The organism is Arthrobacter sp. UCD-GKA (assembly GCF_001863355.1).
Classification (GTDB): Bacteria; Actinomycetota; Actinomycetes; order Actinomycetales; family Micrococcaceae; genus Paeniglutamicibacter.
In genome coordinates this window covers 1-18,252 of the sequence record NZ_MOLR01000001.1, presented here as the reverse complement: position 1 = coordinate 18,252, position 18,252 = coordinate 1, and the positions used below count along the sequence as shown (strand labels likewise).

General features: G+C 68.2%; 16 protein-coding genes. 9 read left to right on the top strand and 7 right to left on the bottom strand.

Annotation, left to right across the window (positions count from 1 at the left end; all coding sequences use genetic code 11):
• Nucleotides 1-106 precede the first annotated feature (106 nt).
• Together BLJ79_RS00080 and BLJ79_RS00075 are read left to right on the top strand one after the other, a co-directional pair.
• Nucleotides 107-2,023, top strand: coding sequence for a primary-amine oxidase (locus BLJ79_RS00080; RefSeq protein WP_071212647.1), 1,917 nt, complete (start codon nt 107-109; stop codon nt 2,021-2,023).
• A gap of 10 nt (nt 2,024-2,033) precedes the next feature.
• Nucleotides 2,034-2,516 carry a hypothetical protein gene (locus BLJ79_RS00075; protein ID WP_139194646.1) on the top strand — a complete coding sequence of 161 codons (483 nt, stop codon included), beginning with the start codon at nt 2,034-2,036 and terminating at the stop codon, nt 2,514-2,516.
• Nucleotides 2,517-2,589: 73 nt separating this feature from the next.
• Here the strand turns inward: BLJ79_RS00075 and BLJ79_RS00070 are convergent, their stop codons facing one another.
• Nucleotides 2,590-3,276, bottom strand: coding sequence for a TetR/AcrR family transcriptional regulator C-terminal domain-containing protein (locus tag BLJ79_RS00070; RefSeq protein WP_071212645.1), 687 nt, complete (start codon nt 3,274-3,276; stop codon nt 2,590-2,592).
• Nucleotides 3,277-3,413: 137 nt separating this feature from the next.
• Between BLJ79_RS00070 and BLJ79_RS00065 the strand changes: the two genes are divergently transcribed.
• The 5 genes from BLJ79_RS00065 to BLJ79_RS00045 all read left to right on the top strand — a co-directional run bounded on the left by BLJ79_RS00065 (nt 3,414) and on the right by BLJ79_RS00045 (nt 8,923).
• A complete protein-coding gene (locus BLJ79_RS00065; RefSeq protein WP_071212643.1) occupies nt 3,414-5,081 on the top strand; it encodes an amidohydrolase in 1,668 nt (555 codons plus the stop codon).
• Between the two features lie 82 nt (nt 5,082-5,163).
• On the top strand, nt 5,164-6,630 hold the full coding sequence (locus BLJ79_RS00060) for an NAD(P)/FAD-dependent oxidoreductase (protein ID WP_083410889.1): 1,467 nt from the start codon (nt 5,164-5,166) through the stop codon (nt 6,628-6,630).
• On the top strand, nt 6,627-7,025 hold the full coding sequence (locus BLJ79_RS00055) for a cupin domain-containing protein (RefSeq protein ID WP_217641760.1): 399 nt from the start codon (nt 6,627-6,629) through the stop codon (nt 7,023-7,025). The genes BLJ79_RS00060 and BLJ79_RS00055 overlap by 4 nt, the downstream gene beginning before the upstream one ends.
• A complete protein-coding gene (locus BLJ79_RS00050; RefSeq protein WP_071212641.1) occupies nt 7,022-8,506 on the top strand; it encodes a gamma-aminobutyraldehyde dehydrogenase in 1,485 nt (494 codons plus the stop codon). Before BLJ79_RS00055 ends, BLJ79_RS00050 begins: the two co-directional genes overlap by 4 nt.
• A gap of 42 nt (nt 8,507-8,548) precedes the next feature.
• Nucleotides 8,549-8,923, top strand: coding sequence for a hypothetical protein (locus BLJ79_RS00045; protein WP_071212640.1), 375 nt, complete (start codon nt 8,549-8,551; stop codon nt 8,921-8,923).
• 33 nt (nt 8,924-8,956) lie between these two features.
• Here the strand turns inward: BLJ79_RS00045 and BLJ79_RS00040 are convergent, their stop codons facing one another.
• A complete protein-coding gene (locus tag BLJ79_RS00040; RefSeq protein WP_071212639.1) occupies nt 8,957-9,568 on the bottom strand; it encodes a class I SAM-dependent methyltransferase in 612 nt (203 codons plus the stop codon).
• 181 nt (nt 9,569-9,749) lie between these two features.
• Between BLJ79_RS00040 and BLJ79_RS00035 the strand changes: the two genes are divergently transcribed.
• Nucleotides 9,750-11,075 carry a YibE/F family protein gene (locus tag BLJ79_RS00035; RefSeq protein ID WP_083410888.1) on the top strand — a complete coding sequence of 442 codons (1,326 nt, stop codon included), beginning with the start codon at nt 9,750-9,752 and terminating at the stop codon, nt 11,073-11,075.
• A gap of 79 nt (nt 11,076-11,154) precedes the next feature.
• A complete protein-coding gene (locus BLJ79_RS00030; protein WP_071212637.1) occupies nt 11,155-12,150 on the top strand; it encodes a metal ABC transporter solute-binding protein, Zn/Mn family in 996 nt (331 codons plus the stop codon).
• An 87-nt stretch (nt 12,151-12,237) separates the two neighbouring features.
• Here the strand turns inward: BLJ79_RS00030 and BLJ79_RS00025 are convergent, their stop codons facing one another.
• The 5 genes from BLJ79_RS00025 to BLJ79_RS00005 all read right to left on the bottom strand — a co-directional run.
• Nucleotides 12,238-13,386, bottom strand: coding sequence for a baeRF2 domain-containing protein (locus tag BLJ79_RS00025; RefSeq protein WP_071212636.1), 1,149 nt, complete (start codon nt 13,384-13,386; stop codon nt 12,238-12,240).
• A gap of 197 nt (nt 13,387-13,583) precedes the next feature.
• Entirely contained in the window at nt 13,584-14,942 is a 1,359-nt protein-coding gene (mgtE, locus tag BLJ79_RS00020; protein WP_071212634.1) for a magnesium transporter, read from the bottom strand.
• 519 nt (nt 14,943-15,461) lie between these two features.
• Nucleotides 15,462-15,983: a GNAT family N-acetyltransferase gene (locus BLJ79_RS00015; RefSeq protein ID WP_071212633.1), complete on the bottom strand. Its 522-nt coding sequence runs from the start codon at nt 15,981-15,983 to the stop codon at nt 15,462-15,464.
• 123 nt (nt 15,984-16,106) lie between these two features.
• A complete protein-coding gene (locus tag BLJ79_RS00010; RefSeq protein ID WP_071212631.1) occupies nt 16,107-17,522 on the bottom strand; it encodes an L-serine ammonia-lyase in 1,416 nt (471 codons plus the stop codon).
• Nucleotides 17,523-17,664: 142 nt separating this feature from the next.
• Nucleotides 17,665-18,252, bottom strand: a 588-nt coding sequence (locus tag BLJ79_RS00005) for a PLP-dependent aminotransferase family protein (protein ID WP_502686085.1), incomplete at its 5' end; no start/stop codon positions are given.

Genomic DNA, 18,252 nt, shown 5'->3' with positions numbered 1-18,252 from the left:
CGACAAACGCGGTTATTCTCTACAAGCAGAGAATAAAAACGTGGTGCAGGTCACCGGCACCGGTAATGCACGTCTCGTTCGTCCCCACCCCCGAAAGGGCAACGCCATGAACCTCAGCAACGCCATCGACCAAGACACCCGCCTCGGAGCCTATGCCCTTGCCGCCGAAGCGGAAATCGCACAGGTGCGCACCATCCTGGCCGAAAACGGCCACTTCCCGGAATCGGCCCGCGTTGCCTACCTGGGACTCGAGGATCCTCGCCGGGTCGCAACGGAGACCGATCGCCGCTTCCGGGTCTTCCTCCTCGATGTCGGCGGCAACCGCCCCAAGGACATCGTGGTTTCCGTGACCCGCGGCGAGGTGGAAAGCGTCATCGAGCTGGACACAGTCACCAGCGGCGAGCTGCCGGTGCTGGAGGAGGAATTCGAGGTCGTCGAGCAATTGCTTGCACAGGACCCGCGCTGGCTCGAGGCCCTGGCCAAGCGGAACCTCGACGTGGACAAGGTGCGCGTCGCCCCGCTCTCTGCAGGTGTGTTCGAGTACCCGGAGGAATCGGGCCGCCGCATCCTGCGCGGACTGGCCTTCGTGCAGGACCACCCGGAAGACTCGGCCTGGGCCCACCCGGTCGACGGACTCGTCGGCTACGTGGATGTGGGAAACCGCAGCGTGGACCAGGTCATCGACCTGGGCGTCGTCCCGATCCCCGCCGAACACGGCAACTACACCGACCCCGAATTGACCGGCCCGCTGCGCACCACGCAGAAGCCGATCTCCATCACGCAACCCGAGGGCCCCAGCTTTGCCGTCACCGGAGGCAACCACGTCGAGTGGGAAAAATGGAGCCTGGATGTGGGTTTCGATGTGCGTGAGGGTTTGGTCCTGCACAATATTTCCTTCTTGGACAAGGGTGCACCGCGGCGCATCCTCAACCGCGCCTCGATCGCCGAGATGGTGGTCCCCTATGGCGATCCCTCCCCGGTGCGCAGCTGGCAGAACTACTTCGACACCGGCGAATACCTGGTGGGCCAGTTCGCCAACTCGCTCGAGCTGGGCTGCGACTGCCTGGGCGAGATCCACTATATTTCCCCGGTGGTCTCCAACGCCCGCGGCGAGGCACGCACCATCCGCAACGGCATCTGCATGCACGAGGAAGACTATTCGATCCTGGCCAAGCACTCGGATCTGTGGAGCGGCATCAACTACACCCGCCGCAACCGCCGCCTGGTGATCTCCTTCTTCACCACCATCGGCAACTACGACTACGGTTTCTACTGGTACCTCTACCTTGACGGCACCATCGAGTTCGAGGCCAAGGCCACCGGCATCGTGTTCACCAGTGCGCTTCCGGACGGGGAAACGCCCTACGCCTCCGAGCTGGCCCCGGGGCTCGGCGCCCCCTACCACCAGCACCTCTTCGGAGCACGACTGGACTTCGCCCTCGACGGCGGCCCCGGCCGCGTCGAGGAAGAGGACGTGGTTCGTGTGCCCACCGGACCGGAGAACCTGCGGGGCAATGCGTTCTCGCGCCAGCGCACGGTGCTGGCCCGCGAGTCCGAAGCGATCCGCGACGCGGACAACGCCAAGGGCCGCACCTGGGTGGTCTCCAACCCGGAATCGAAAAACCGCCTGGGCCACCCGGTGGGCTACAAGCTGCACCCGCAGGGCAATCCCACCCTCCTGGCCGACGAGGGATCCTCGATCCACCGCCGCGCCACCTTTGCCGCCAAGGCCCTGTGGGTCACCCCGGCCACCGAGGACCAGCGCTACCCGACCGGCGACTTCGTGAACCAGCATGCCGGTGGTGCCGGGCTGCCCGAATGGGTCAAGGCCGACCGCAGCATCGACGGCGAGGAGATCGTCCTGTGGCACACCTTCGGGCTCACACACTTCCCGCGCCCGGAGGACTGGCCCATCATGCCGGTGGACACCGTGGGCTTCAAGCTGCGTCCCGAGGGCTTCTTCGACCGCTCGCCGGTCCTGGATGTCCCGGCTCCGGCCACCGGCAAGTCCTGCCACTCCTAGGCGGCATGCCATGACCACGAATCTTGCCGGAACGCCCGCCGCGTGGCCCGTGCCGCGGATTGGTGCGACGGTGCGGACCCGGGCGCCGGGGCCAGTGGTCTATGCGCGGATCGTTGCCGTCCTGGCCGTGGCGCTGGGCCTGGTCCATGTGTGGGTCATGGTCGCGTTTCCCCACGGGCCGTGGGTGGGCGCCGTTTTGGGCGCCATGGTGTTGCTGTGCCTCAAGTGCGCGCACCGGTCCTGGGGACACCCGGCGGCCTTGGTCGAATTGCTGGCCATGTCCGCCCTCATGGCCCTGGCGCACACCTTCATGGCCCTGGGCGTCCACGAACACCGGCACGGCGGCGAGGGACMGGTCGCGACCGCCGGCTCCGGCGCCGGCGCAATGCTGGGCATCGCCGCGGCCGAACTGTCGCTGGTCATGCTCTGCGGGATCGGCATGCGGCTGGCCGCCAACCGTTCCGCGGCGGGCACCGGCGGCACCGGCCGATAAACCGCAGTCACCGTTTCGCCGCCGCGGCGGGTTTTGGGATACTTCCCGGTTCCCCGACGCGGTGGCCCGGCGCTCAGCGCACCAGCCGCGCGGCGATCCCGCCCAGCAGCAGATCCAGGGCGAACCGGTAGTTCTCCTCGTCCTGGACCGCTGCCATCGCTTCCACCGAGCCGGTCCCCAGGGGGTACTTCCCCTCGGGTTCCTGGGCGTAGCTGCGCACCCAGGCCTCGTCGTCCTGCGCGGACTTCTCGCCCAGCAGCAGCAGGCCGGCACTGAAACCGGTCCAGGCCAGCACGAAGTCCCCGCACGCGCGGTACACCAGTGCCGCTTCCCGTTTCCCGAATCCCGCCTGGCGCAGCGCCGCGAGCATCGCCTCGATGAATTCACGCTCGCCCTCCTGGCGCGTCACCCGCAATGCGGCAAGCGTGGCGACCTGGGGGTAGTGCAGGAAGCTTGCCCGGATCCGCAGCATCAGCTCCCGCACCGAGGCCTCCCAGCCCGCGCCCGGGCCGTAGCCGTCCATGCCCCTGGCGATCACCCGGTCGGCGAGCGCCAGCAGCAACTCGTCCTTGTCGGCGAAGTGGCGGTACAGAGCGGTGGGATCGGCTCCGAGTTCCTTGCCGATCTTCCGGAAGGAGAGCGCATCGGGTTCGGTCCCGGCTGCAAGCCCCAAACAGGCCTCGAGGATAACCTCCCGAGTCAGGCCCTGGGCGCGGCGGCGCGGGGCGGATGCCTTGTCCACTGGCTTGTCGATATCCATCGGCGGGTGTCGCTCCCTCTTGTCTCGCACTAAAGTCAACAGTGTTGACTTTAGGCCATGGGTGCGATTTTATGAAGTGGATCACTTCTTCAGGGTCGCAGGCAACTGCTGCGCACCTCCACGGCGAAAGGGCGGCAGTGAGCGAGACCTGGCTTTTCCACTCGGGCACCATCTTCGATGGCCACAACGTCATGGCCGCCGGCAGCGCGCTCGCCGTGCGCAACGGCCGGGTCCTGGCTGTGGGCCCCGAGGCGCAGGTCCGCCGCGCGCTTCCGAACCCGGACCACGAGGTTTCCCTGGCCGGCCGTGCGCTGTCCCCCGGTTTCACCGACGCACACGTCCATGCCCTGATGGGCGGCGTGGAGTCCCTGGCCTGCGACCTCACCGGTGCCGACGGCCCGGACGAAACCCTGGCAGCCATCGCTTCCTTTGCCGCAACCCACACCGGCGGCTGGCTCACCGGCGGCGGCTGGACCATGAGCGACTTCCCCGGCGGCACCCCCACCGCCGCAATGCTGGACCCAGCCACCGGCGCGATCCCCACCTACCTGATCAACCGCGACCACCATGGCGCCTGGGTCAATTCCGCGGCCCTGCAGCTTGCCGGGATCACCGCACAAACGGCGGACCCGGCGGACGGGCGGATCGAGCGCGACGCGCAGGGACATCCGACCGGAACCCTGCACGAGGGCGCCATGGACCTGGTCAACGCCCTGGTCCCCGCCCCCGAGGCAGCCACCTTGCGCGCGGGGCTGCTGGCCGGCCAGCGGAACCTGCACTCCTTCGGGATCACCGGATGGCAGGAAGCGATCCTGGGCAACTACGCCGGATATACGGACGGGTCCGGTATCTACCGCGGGCTGTTGGCCGAGGGCCTGCTCACCGGGCAGGCCGCGGGCGCGCTCTGGGTTCGCCGCGAGACCACCCTCGAGTCCGTGCCCGCCCTGGTCCAGGATTTCCTGGCCCGCCGGAAGGAAAACGCCGCCGCCGGGTTCCGCACGACCACCGCGAAGATCATGGTCGACGGGGTCGCGGAGAACCGGACCGCCGCCATGCTCGATCCCTACCTGCGTGCCTGCGATTGCGCCCCCGGCTCCCCGGGCGACACCGGGCTGCGCTACCTCTCCGCCGGGGTGCTCACCGCGGTTGCCGTGGCGCTGGACGCCGCCGGGTTCGACCTGCACCTGCACGTCATCGGCGACGGGGCCGTCCGGATGGGACTGAATGCACTCGAGGCAGCCCGCGCGGCCAACGGCATCACCGGCGGGCGGCACCACCTCGCCCACCTGCAGGTCATCCACCCCGACGACGTGGCACGGTTCGGGGCCCTGGGCCTGAGCATCAACGCCCAGGCGCTCTGGGCCTGCAACGACGAGCAAATGCTGGAGCTGACCAACCCGATCCTGGGCGCGGAACGCGCCGGCTGGCAGTACCCCTTCCGCTCCCTGATCGACGCCGGGGCGCACCTGGTGATGGGATCGGACTGGCCGGTTTCCACGCCCGACCCGTTCGCAGCCATCCACGTCGCGGTCAACCGCACCGAGCCCGGCCACCCCCAGGGCGCACCGCTGGTCCCGGAGCAGGCCATCACGGTGCTGGAGGCCATGCGCGGCTACACCTCCGGCAGCGCCTGGGTGAACCGCGACCACGAAGGCGGAAACCTCCGACCCGGGGCACGGGCCGACCTGGTGCTGCTGGATGCCGATCCATTCTCCATCCCCTCCCGCGACCTGTACCGGGTGGGGGTGGAACTCACCCTCGCCTCCGGGCATGCGGTCTTCACTCGGGCCACCGCGGGCGTCTAGCGGCACCGATTCGGCTCCAGTCCTCCCCCGCACGCAGTCCTTACCCGAACCCACGTTCACTTCGTCCATGCAAGGAACCTCCATGAGCAGCACTCCTGCCACCTCCACCGGCACCCACGTCTCCTTTGACCGCATCGAGGCGGCCGTTTCCGGGTCCGCCATCGACGCGGCTCTGTCCGGCACCGACTACTCCCCCTACTGGCTGCAGCACCCCGACCGCCCGGCCCCGCTTCCGGCGTTGGAAGGCAGCGTGTCCACCGACCTGCTGGTCGTCGGCGGCGGCTACTCCGGGTTGTGGACCGCGTTGCTGGCCAAGGAAGCGGACCCTGCCCGCGATGTCACCCTGATCGAATCCGAGACCATCGGCTGGGCCGCCTCCGGGCGCAACGGCGGTTTCTGCGAGGCATCGCTGGTGCACGGGGGATCCAACGGCGAAAAGCACCTGCCCAGGGAAAACAAGCGGCTCACCGAGCTCGGCGCCGAAAACCTCGCCGGCATCGTGGAAACCATCCAGAGGTACAACATCGACTGCGACCTGTCCCCCAGCGGCGTGCTGAACGTCGCCACCGAACAACACCAGGTGTCCTGGCTCCAGGAGGAGGCGGCGGCCAACCCCGAGGTGCCCTTCATGGATGCACAGGAGGTCAGGAGCCACATCAACTCGCCGATCTTCGAGGGCGGAAACTGGGATAAGCACACCACCGTGCTGGTGCACCCGGCCAAGCTCGCCTGGGGCCTGCGCCGGGTCTGCCTGGAGAAGGGCGTGAAGATCTTCGAGCACACCAAGGGCGAGGAACTTTCCTCCACCCCCGAATCGATCGGGGTGCGCACCGGAGCGGGGCACATCACCGCCGCGCGGGTCGCCCTGGCCACCAACGTCTTCCCCTCGTTGCTCAAGCGCCACCGGATGCACACCATCCCGGTGTACGACTACGCCCTGATGACCGAGCCGCTGACCGATCAGCAGCGTGCGGCCATCGGCTGGGAGGAAGGCATGGGCCTGGCCGACCTGAACAACCGCTTCCACTACTCCCGTCCCACCGTGGATGCGAACGGCGGCTGGCGCATCCTCTTTGGCGGCTACGACGCCGTCTACCACTACGGGCGGGGCGTCAAGCACCAATACGACACCCACCACGAGACCTTCCGGAAGCTCGCCGCGCACTTCGTGGGCACCTTCCCGCAGCTGGAGGGCATCAGGTTCTCCCACGCCTGGGGCGGGGCCATCGACACCTGCAGCCGCTTCTTCGCCTTCTTCGACACCTCCCACGGCGGACGCGTCGCCTACTGCGCCGGGTACACCGGACTGGGCGTGGGCGCCACGCGCTTCGGGGCACGGGTCATGCTCGATCTGCTCTCGGGCGCCAATACGGAACTGACCGAACTGGAAATGGTCAGGAAGAAGCCGCTGCCCTTCCCCCCGGAACCGGTGGCCTGGCYGGGCGTCAAATTGATGACCAACGGCCTGGTCAAGGCCGACCGGAACGAGGGCAGGCGCGGCCCGTTCCTCAAGGCCATGGACCGGCTCGGAATGGGGTTCGACTCGTGAGCACCCCCGACTTCCCACACCTGTTGGGCGGCCAGGCCCTGCGCGTGAACCGCGTGCCCATGGACCACGAACCGGTGGCCCCCGCTCAGGCGGCCGACGAAACCACCACCACCGCGGCGGTGGAACTCGGCACCCTGGCCGGGACCGAATTCGGGATCTGGGAGATGGCCGCCGGCTCCATGTACGACGTGGAAGCCGAGGAAATCTTCGTTGTCACCGCCGGGCACGGTACCGTGGTCATCGCCCCCTTCGAGGGCCACCCCGCCCGCACCGCCGACCTTGTGCCGGGAACCATCATGCGCCTGAGCGCGGGAATGCAGACCACCTGGACCGTCACCGAGCCGCTTCGCAAGATCTACTTCACCCCCACCCACACCACCGGGAGCAATCCATGAGCACCGCCAGCCAGGGCAACCAATACATCAACGGCTCCCACCGCGTGGGTTCGGGCCCCGCCACCGAACGCATCAACCCCGCCACCGGGGCGGTCGACTCGGTCATCGATTATGCCGGGCCCCGGGATGTCGAGGCCGCGGTGGCCGCCGCCGCGGCCGCCTTCACCACCTGGTCGCGACTGACCCCCGGCGCCCGCTCCGACTTCCTGCTGGCCTTCGCCACCGAACTTGCCTCCCGGGCCGGGCAGCTCGCCGCCCTGGAAACAGCCCAGACCGGCAAGTCCAGGCGCATGTCCACCGAGTTCGACGTGCCCGGCACCATCGACAACGTGAACTTCTTTGCCGGGGCCGCACGCAACCTGCAGGGGGCCGCCGCCGGGGACTACGCCGGAAACTCCACCTCGATGATCCGCCGCGAGGCCATCGGCGTGATCGGCTCCATCGCCCCGTGGAACTACCCGCTGCAGATGGCGGCCTGGAAGATCCTTCCGGCGATCGCGGCCGGCAACACCATCGTGCTCAAGCCCAGCGAACTGACCCCGGCAACCTCGCTCGTCTTCGCCGAGGCGGCCACCGCCGCAGGCATCCCCGACGGGGTCATCAACATCGTCACGGGGTCCGGCCGCGAGGTCGGCGAGGCCCTGGTCCGCCACCCGCGGGTGGCCATGAGCTCCTTCACCGGTTCCACGGCCGTGGGCCGGCGCATCATGGAAATGGCCGCCGAGACCGGAAAGCGCGTGCACCTGGAACTTGGCGGCAAGGCGCCGCTGGTCGTCTTTGCCGACGCCGACGTGGAGGCCGCGGCCCACGGCGCCGTGGCCGGTTCCACCATCAACGCCGGCCAGGACTGCACCGCCGCGACCCGCGCCTATGTGCATTCCTCGCTGTTCGGGAAATTCACCGCACGGGTGGCCGAGCTCATGGACCAGATGGTGGTGGGCGATCCCACCGACCCGGACACCGACATGGGCTCGCTGATCTCCTTTGCCCACCGCGACAAGGTCGCCTCCATGGTCCAGCGCGCGCGGGACTCCGGTGCCAGCGTGCTGGCCGGCGGGCTGGCCCCGGAGCTGCCCGGGGCGTTCTACCGCCCCACGCTCATCACCGGTGCCGCACAGGATTCCGAGATCGTCCAGGACGAGGTCTTCGGTCCCGTGCTGGTCGCGCTGCCCTTCGAGACCGAGGACGAGGCCATCGCCCTGGCCAACGACACCCCCTACGGGCTGGCCGCCTCCGCGTGGACCAGCAACGTGAACCTGGCCATGCGTGCCGCGGCCCGGATCCAGGCCGGCTGCGTGTGGATCAACGAGCACATCCCGATCGTCTCGGAAATGCCGCATGGCGGGTACAAGGCCTCGGGCTTCGGCAAGGACATGAGTTCCTACTCCTTCGAGGAATACACCAACGTCAAGCACGTGCTGATCTCCCACGACACCGACGTGCACAAGGCCTGGCAGGACACCGTCTTCAAGCAGCGCTAGGTCCCCGACACCGGCAAGCGCCCGCTGCCGTAGTGTCGAGACATGGAATTCATCAGGTACCAGGGCACCGCCCCGAACCGGCATGGCCGGTTTCCCGGTGTGTTTGCGCTGGCGAACGGGCTGGCCTCCGCCGGAAGGCTCGACCCTGCCGACGTGGCCTGGCACCGCACCGCCAACGCCGCGGCCAACGCGCTGTATCCGGATCCGACCAGTGCGTCTCCGGAATACTATGCGCTGCCGGGCGCATGCTCGTGGTTCAAGGTTTCGGCAACGCACCTGCTGGAAATGACCCGGGAATACCTTCAACTGCTGGACAGGCACCATGTCGGGTGGATCGAGCTGCGTTCAACCAGCCCCGGGACGATCACGCACGAGGACGACGTGCAGGTCGTCGCGGTTCCCGGGGACGCCCTGTAGCACCGGGACCGGCCCCGCAACCTTGGCCCCGCGCTAGTTGTCTCCGACGTTCCTTCGGGCGAGAATCGCGCCGTGGGGCCGCCGGCCCGGGTCTGTCCGCGTGTGGACCCGATGCACGGTGAATCCGGCGTCCCCAAGCGCGCCGGACAGTTCGCGCACCGGCCACCGATAGGCCCCCACGACCTGGTGGTCGAAGGCCTCGAGGCGCGGGCCCTCGAAGAACCCGGTCACGAGGTAGCCGCCGGGCCTGAGGCAGCGGGCGAATTCGCGCAGGATCCTGCCCAGGTCCGCGGGATCGGTGTGGATGATCGAGTACCAGGACAGGATCCCGCCGACCGATCCGTCCGGCACCTGGAGGTCCTCGAGGGTGCCTTCCCGGAAAGGCACCCGCGGGAAGCGTTGCCGCGCACGCTCGACGAAGACCGGGGAAAGATCCACGCCCACGACCTCGGCACCGTGTTCCTGCAGGAAATTGGTCCACTGGCCGGGCCCGCAACCGGCATCCAGGATCAACCCTTCGGCAAGCTGCGCCATCTCGAGCACCAGTTCACGGTCATCCCGATGGACATGATCCATCGAGCCCACGGCCTGGATGTATTCATCGGCGCGCCGGGAGTAGGCATCGCGCACGCGGGTTCTCGACATGGGCTCGATTCTAGCCGGGCACACCATGGCACTGTGCGCTCCAAATCCGTGTTCCGGGACCGGCTCCGTTGACGCCGCCGGCGGGCACAAACGCCAGTTGTTCTTCTCGAATCGCTACACTGTTCCCTTGGGCAATACTTGGGGACACAAGGCCTTCCAACCGATCTGGAGCTGAACTTTCATGGGTGGACACCACCACGGCGACGTGCTCGTCGACCCCGCCAGGCGCCGCCGCGCCAACCTCATCCTGTGGATCCTGCTGGCCCCGGTCGGGGTCCTGGCCTTCGTGGCGACCCTGGTGCTCTGGCCCAGCGGCGGCATCGCCCAGGCTCCCCTGGGCGATGTCTTTGACACCGCGAACGGCGTGGAGCTCTCCACCGGCACCGTCACCCGGACCGTGAGCGAAACCTGTCCCTCCACCCAGGGCCTGGACGAGGTCGGCGGCAAGGAGCTGCTGTGCGATGTTTCCTACGTCGCCCCCGAGGCCGGCGGCGCATCCTTCGCCTTGGAAGTGCCCCCGGAAACCACCCAGTCCCGGCCCCTGGTGGCAGGGGACAAGATCAAGTACCTCGATCTGTCGCACACCACCGATTCCTCGGCGCCCTACGTCTTTGTTGACTTCGTGCGTTCGACCCCGCTGGCCCTGCTGGGAATCATCTACGCGGTGGTTGTCTGCCTGGTCGCGCGTTGGCGCGGGCTGCGTGCCCTGGCCGGGCTCGTTGGCGGGCTGGCCTTCATCGTCGGCTTCATGATCCCGGCACTGCTGGAGGGCGAGTCCCCGATGCTGGTCGGGCTGACCACCTCCACCGTCGTCATGTTTGCCGCCCTGTATTTTGCCCACGGTTTCTCGGCCAGAACCTCCACGGCCCTGCTCGGGACACTGTTCGGGCTGGGAGTCACCGCGGCGATAGCCGTCTGGGCCACCGATGCGGCGGCGCTGACCGGGGCCACGGACGACGCGGCGCTGACGCTGAGCACGGTGGTGCCGCAGTTGAACCTGTCCGGGTTGCTGCTGTGCGGACTGCTCATTGCCGGCATGGGCGTGCTCAACGACGTGACCATCACCCAGTCCTCCGCGGTGTGGGAGCTGGCGGAGATCGCACCGCACTCCACCGCCCGGCAGCTTTTCGCCTCGGGCATGCGCATCGGCAGGGACCACATCGCCTCGACCGTCTACACCATCGCCTTCGCCTACGCGGGTGCGGCCCTTCCCATCCTGGTGCTGGTCAGCCTGTACGACAGGCCCCTGATCGACACCCTCACCACGGGGCAGATGGCCGAGGAGGTCATCCGCATCCTGGTGGGTTCGATCGGCCTGGTCCTGGCCATCCCGGTTACCACCGCGATAGCGGTGGCCGTCGTCAAGGCGACAGGCTCGGGTGCCGCTCCGGCAGAAGCCGCCTCCCGGCCAACCGGACGGCGGGCCCTGGTGCTGCAGCCGTCGGCACCGGTTACGCCCCGGCAGGACGGAGTCGCGGTGGATGCGGGCCCGCACCCCGGCGTCTAATGCGAATCGTTCTTGTTTAAGATAGGCTGGGAATCCGAACGCATCATCCCTTCACCCGACACAAGGACCTTCCCGCCCCATGAATCGCCGCACCCGCACCCTGCTTCCCTTGGCCCTTGCCGGAACCCTCGCACTGGCCGCCTGTGGCGGCAACGCCGCCGGCGACGAGCCAGCCCCCGGCAGCGAGAAGCTCCAGGTGGTCACCAGCACCACCGTGTACGCCAACCTCGTGGAAAAGATCGGCGGCGACGCGGTGCAGGCCACCGCCCTCATCGACTCGGTGTCCCAGGACCCGCACTCCTACGAGGCGACCTCGCGTGACAAGCTCGCGATGTCCAAGGCCCAGCTGGTGGTCGCCAACGGCGGCGGATACGACGCCTTCATGGACGTGCTGGCCAAGGACCTGGACCTTCCCGCGACCACCGTCATCAGCGCGGTGGACACCTCCCCGGTGGCCGATGAGGGCGAAGCCGCCGACGAACACGACGACCACGCGGGCGAAACCGCCGAGGAACACGCTGACCACGCAGGCGAAACCGCCGAGGAACACGCCGCCTTCAACGAGCACGTCTGGTATGACCTCGAATCCATGCGCCTGCTCTCCGACGAGATCGCCGCCCGCCTGGCCACCCTCGACCCGGCGAAGGCCTCGACCTTCACCGCGAACGCGGCGGGGCTGACCACCGAGATCCAGGGCCTGGAAGCCAAGGTCGCAACCCTGCGCGGCTCACTGGAAGCCAAGCACTTCGCCATGACCGAACCTGTGCCATTCCACCTGCTTGAGGACCTGGGGATGGAGGACGCCACCCCCAAGGGCCTGAGCGAATCAATCGAGGGCGGCAGCGAGGTCTCCCCGCAGGCCTTCAACGAGATGGGCACCTTGTTCGACAACGGCTCCATCGACGTGCTGGCCTACAACACCCAGACCGAAAGCCCGCAGACCGAACGCATCCGCGCGCTGGCCGACGCCGCCAACGTCGAGGTCATCGACTTCACCGAGACGCTGCCGCCGAACACCGACTACGTCTCCTGGATGGACGCCAACATCCGGGCCATGGAGGCACTGGCCAAGTAGCCTTGCCTCCCGCCGGGCAGCAAAAAGGTCCGTGGGGCGCGAACCGGTGGTTCGCGCCCCACGGACCTTGCCGTTTCCCGCCTGCCGTCAGCTCGCCGGCTCGGCGGTGCTGTTGGGCCAGCGCAGCAGCGCGGCAATGCCCACGCCCTCGGGCAGCACTCCCTCGGGTACATAGCGGATGGTGGCATCGGTCAACGCCGTGGCACGCAGGAGCACCTCGGGGGCCGGCCAGGACCCGATGACCGATTCGGAATGTTCCTCGGAGTCCTCGCCGCACAGCCACGGGTCGGCATCCAGGGCCATGAGCGTCTCATCGTCCTGGTACTGGCCCACCAGCACCGTGTCGGCCTGGGCCTGCTGCAGCGCGGCCACGACCTCGTCGAAGCCCAGGGCCAGTTCCGTGCGGCCGTTGCCGCTGCGGTTTGCCACCCGTTCCGAGAGGTCCTGGACGTCCCGGCCCAGAACCTCGTCGACCTGCTCCTGCACCGCGGCCGCGAACGCGGCCTGGTCGGCGCCTCCGGTGCGCGTGTGCTGCTCGAGGATGCTGGTGATCGGCTTGTGCGCCGGGGCCAGCTTGCCGGCCACCAGCTCGCGGGCCTTGATGTCGCCTGCCAGCACGATCAGCTTCACATAGTTTTCCCGCGCCAGCTCGTCGATCTGCTTGGCCAGCTCGTCGGCGTTGCGCCGCCAGATCTCCTCGGTGTTGGAACGGTTCTTGGGTTCGTCGTAGCGGCCCGGAACCTTCCGGGCGTGGTGTGCCTCCTCCGGGTCCCCGGTGACGCCGCGGGACTCGCCGACGCCTTGGACCGAGGAATGGTAGAGCCGCACCTCGCCGCCGTCCTTGCTGGCCTCGGCCACCAGGTAGGGGAATTGCCCGCCGCGGGCGCGGGCCAGGGCGACCAGGTTGGGGAACGGGCCGCAGTCGACGTCCGCGGCCTCGACCTTCAGTCCGTCAATGAGCTCGTCGAGAACTACCTCCCCGTTGTTCACCGCGACGAAGCGTGCCACCGGGGATGCATGGCCCTGCGCCGGCAGCAGCGCCTCGGCCAGGGCGGCAATGTCGGCCTCCGAGGCCTGCTGCGAAGCGAGCAGCTTGCCCACGACCTCGGGCAGTGCGTCAACCGCTTCCTGCGCGGCGGTTGTTCCAAGCGAAACGTCTACGAGGGCGGTACACCATTGGCCCTCTCGACGGTAGAGCGAGGCGTCGATTCCTGTGGAACCTGCGCGTGATGCCATGGGGGAGCTCCTTCCCACGCGGGGAAGCCCGCGTGCCGATTCGAACCGTCTGCTCACCGTAGCACCGCTGGAGGTCCCGCCGAAAGGGTCTGCCCAGAAGGGCTCCCAGCCGGTACCATGATCTCATCCGTGCCCTGCGGCCCCGGCCTGTAGGCCCGAATGAAACGGCACGTCGGGGCCCTTTTGCCGGGCTTTTCCTAGAGCCCCAGCACGCTGGTGGCGATCAGGAAGTAGATGATCAGCCCGGCCGCATCCACGAAGGTGGAGATGAACGGGTTGGAGAACACCGCCGGGTCCGCGCGCACCGCCTTGCCCAGCAACGGCATCAGCCCGCCGATGCTCGCGGCCATGGTGCACACCCCCAGCAGCGTGAGCCCGATGACCAGCCCGATGGGCACGTCGAAGGCCAGCGCGGCGATGGCGAAGCCCAGGGACCCGAGCAGCAGGCCCAGCAGCGCGCCGACCCGCACCTCGCGCACAAACACCTTGAACACGTCGCGCGGGCGCACGTCCCCCAGCGCCAGGGCGCGGGTGATGGTGGTGGCCGCCTGGTTCCCGGTGTTTCCGCCGGTGCCGATGAGCAGCGGGATGAACAGCGAGAGCACCACCTGGGCCTCGAGGGTCGCCTCGAACGCGCCGATGACCTGGACAGTCAGGGTGGCACCGAGCGCCAGCACCAGCAGCCACACCACCCGGGCCCGCACAATGGCGCGCACCGGGGTCGCCAGGTAGGGGCGGCGCAGCGGCTCGGAGCCACCGGACCGGGCCGCGTCCTCGGACTCGGCATCCTCCAGGATCCGCAGCGCGTCATCTACCGTCAGGATGCCCACGAGGCGTTCCTCGCCGTCAACGATCGGCAGCACCAGGATCTTGGCGTCGGCGCAATAGCGGGCGGCTTCCTCCGCGTCGAGCGTCGCACCCACGCTGATGGGTTTCTTCATGATGTCCTGCACGCGCTCGTCCGGCTCCGCGCGCAGCACATCGCGCAACGACACCACGCCCACCAGGTGCCGGCCCGTGTCCGTGACCAGGATGGTGTAGACGGACTCGGCGTCGTCAAGCTGGGCACGCACCCGCCCCAGGGTCTCCCCCGCACTCATCTCAGGGTGGGTGATCACGAACTCCGGGCTCATGTAGCGCCCGACCGCGCCCTGCGGGTAGCCCAGCACGGTGCTGGTCAGCGCACGTTCCTTCTCGGTCAGTCCCAGGATCAACCGGTTCGCCACCGCGGCCGGCAGTTCGTCGAGCAGCGCCACCCGGTCATCGGGGCTCATCGCCGCAAAGACCTCGGCAACGTCGGCTTCCTGCAGGCCCGCGACCAGGTCCGCCTGCAAGGAGGCGTCAAGTCGCTCGAAGACCTCCATGGCCCGGTCCTTGGGCAGCGTGCGGTAGGCCAGCGCCCGGTCGAAGGTGTTCAGGCGTTCAAGTTGTTCCAGCGTCTCGGCGGTCCCCAGGGGGTGGAACACCTTTGATGTCGCGGCAATGTCGTTGGCGGCCAGGGCCTTGGCCAGTTGTTCCGCGCTGAAATCAAACGAGCTGGTGGGCGTCTTGATCATGATCCGGTTCCCTCCGGTGAAAACACACGCATGCATCGCGCCGGCGCGTGCTTGGCGACGTGTGCCAGGAATGGGTGGTGTGGGCTGGGTGTTGCGCAAAAACACAACCGCGCAGCAAGCGCCTCAATCCCCGGGACGGCCCGCGGTGGCCTCCGGCCGTGATCCGTTCATCGGGGACCTGCAGCCTCGGCGCGGTGCGCGCAAGGGTGCGGGATCCATTCCCCCTCAGGGCCGGTGCATGGCATCCGGCGGAGGAAGGGAGGATCAGTGCTGGAGGGTCAGGGCTTCCCGAGCACCCAGGTGATGCTCGCGCGGCGTGATAGATCGACTAGGTCCGTCATCCATGCGTGCGGTCACCTCCATCCGTCCTCAGGGCCCGAAAATCCCTGGACGGCCGCCGCATTCCGGGCAAGCCGCACCGGGTCGGGGCGTCCTTCCCATCCTAGGCCACCACCGCTTCGAACGGCCAATGCGGGTCCCGGCCCGGGCTTCCGGACCCCGTGGTCCACCTTCGCCGATTCAGCCCCGGGGCGTCGCGGAGGTGGGAACCCAGTAGCGCTTGGTCGGCCCGTCGGAGGCCTCGATGATGTTCTCCAGCACTCCCCCGTTGGCCTCGATGGTTCGGGCCGAAGCTAAGTTGTCTTCCCGGCAGGTCACCAGCGCCGCTTCGATGTTGCGCTGTGCCAGCTGTGCCAGGGACAGGCGCAGGATTTGTGTGGCGTAGCCGCGGCGCCGGTGCTCGGGACGCACCGCGTAGCCGATGTTCCCGCCAACCGCCCGCAGGTTCTCGTTGAGTTCGAACCGGATGCAGGTGCGGCCCACCAGTTGCCCGTCGACGAAAGCGCCCCACAGCGCCGAACGCACCCATCCCGGAGGCAGGCCCAGTCCGTCTTCGTGCGCCTGCAATTGCTCCAGGTAGGATTCAAAGCCCCGCCGGGAGGAGTAGCCAAGCAGGAAATCAAAGTCCTCTGCGTCCAGTTCGGTGCGCGCGGCAAGCGCCTCGGGGCCGTCGGCGGCGGTGAAGGGGCGAATCTCAAGCATGCTTCGAACGCTACCAGCCGGACACCTGCACCGGAAAAAGAACGACGGCCCGGCCGGTGCCGCGTCCCGGAGTCCTCCGGGTCGCGGCACCGGCCGGGCCGCAACAGGCTACCGACTACGCCGCTAGCATTCGATGACGTTCACGGCCAGGCCGCCCATCGCGGTTTCCTTGTACTTGTCGCTCATGTCCTTGCCGGTCTCGCGCATGGTGATGATGACCTCGTCGAGGGTCACGTGGTGCTGCCCGTCGCCCATCAGCGCCATCTTGGCGGCATTGATGGCCTTGGAAGCGGCGATGGCATTGCGTTCGATGCACGGGATCTGCACGAGTCCGCCGATCGGGTCGCAGGTCAGGCCCAGGTTGTGTTCCATCGCGATTTCCGCGGCGTTTTCCACCTGGTCAACGGTTCCGCCGAGGATTTCGGCCAGCCCGCCGGCGGCCATCGAGGAGGCCGAACCGACCTCGCCCTGGCAGCCGACCTCGGCGCCGGAGATCGAGGCCTGCTCCTTGTAGAGCACGCCGATGGCCGCGGCGGTGAGCATGAAGCGCACGATCACGTCCTCGCGCTCCTCCTGGTTCCAGTACTTGGCGCCCGGTGCGTAGTGGGTCGCGTAGAACATCACCGCGGGGATGATGCCGGCCGCCCCGTTGGTCGGGGCGGTCACCACCCGACCGCCGGAGGCGTTTTCCTCGTTGACGGCCAGGGCAACCAGGTTGACCCATTCCTGCCAGAACACCGGGTCGCGGTCCTTGTCTTCCTTGGCCAGGCGCTTGTGCCACTCGGGAGCTCGGCGGCGGACCTTGAGCCCGCCGGGCAGCACGCCCTCGCGTTCCAGCGAGGCGTTCTTGCAGTCCTCCATGACCTGCCAGATGTGCAGCAGCCCTTCCCGGATCTCTTCCTTGGAGCGGTAGACCTCCTCGTTGGCGGCCATGACCCCGGCGATCGACAGCCCGGTCTCCGCGCAGTGCTCGAGCAGCTTGGCGGCGGTGGTGAACGGGTAGGGCTGCGCGCTGACAGCCTCCTCGAGGTTCGCCGCGAGTTTTTCCTCGGCACCCTCGCGCACGATGAATCCGCCGCCCACCGAGTAATAGGTGTCCTCGGCCAGGACGTTGCCGTCCGCATCCAGGGCTGCCATCTTCATGCCGTTGGTGTGCCGCGGCAGGATGGTCAGCGGGTGCTGGATCATGTCTTCGACCTTGTAGTCGAGTTCCTTGCCGGCGCCCTCGCCCACGGCCTTGCACAGCTGCAGCTTGCCCGTGGCGGCCATGTCTTCCAGGCGCGAGTCCACCTCTTCGGGCAGGATGGCCTCGGGCTCGTAGCCCTCGAGGCCCAGCATGATTGCGGTGAATGTTCCGTGTCCGCGGCCGGTGGCTGCCAGCGAGCCGTAGACATCGACGCGCAGGGTGGCGGTGTTCGCGAGGTGTTCCTCGCGCACCAGCTTGGCGGCGAATGCGTGGGCCGCACGCATGGGTCCCACCGTATGCGAGGACGATGGCCCGATGCCGACGGTGAAAAGATCAAAAACGCTGATAGCCACGAGAATACTTCTTTCAAGAGACATTGCTGGGTGGGAGCCGACACGCGGATTGGTGAGGCGCGTCACTGTCGGTGGTGCAGAGACCGCGAGCCCAGGACCTTGTGGATCCCGGGCTCGCGGCGAGGTGGTTGGCGAACCGGGATTATGCCAGTTTTGCCAATTCCGGGTACAGCGGGTGGGCGTTGGCCAGGGCATGCACGCGGTCCTTCAGCGCCGCGAGCGTCGCCTCGTTGTCCGCCTTCGTGCCGGCGATGAGGGTCTCGGCGATGATGTCCGCGACCTCCACGAACGCGGCCTCGGAGAAGCCGCGGGTGGCCAGCGCCGGGGTGCCGATCCGCAACCCGGAAGTGACCATCGGCGGACGCGGGTCGAAGGGGACCGCGTTGCGGTTCACCGTGATCTCCACCTTCGCCAGCAGGTCCTCGCCCTGCTGCCCGTCCAGCTGGGAGTTGCGCAGGTCCACCAGCACCAGGTGCACATCGGTGCCGCCGGTCAGCACGCTGATGCCGACCGCCGCCACGTCCGGTGCGGTGAGGCGCTCGGCCAGGATCCGCGCCCCGGCCAGGGTGCGTTCCTGGCGCTCGCGGAACTCCTCGGTCGCGGCGATCTTGAACGCGACCGCCTTGCCGGCGATCACGTGCTCCAGCGGGCCGCCCTGCTGCCCGGGGAACACCGCGGAGTTGACCTTCTTGGCGATGTCCGCGTCGTTGGTCAGGATGATCCCGCCGCG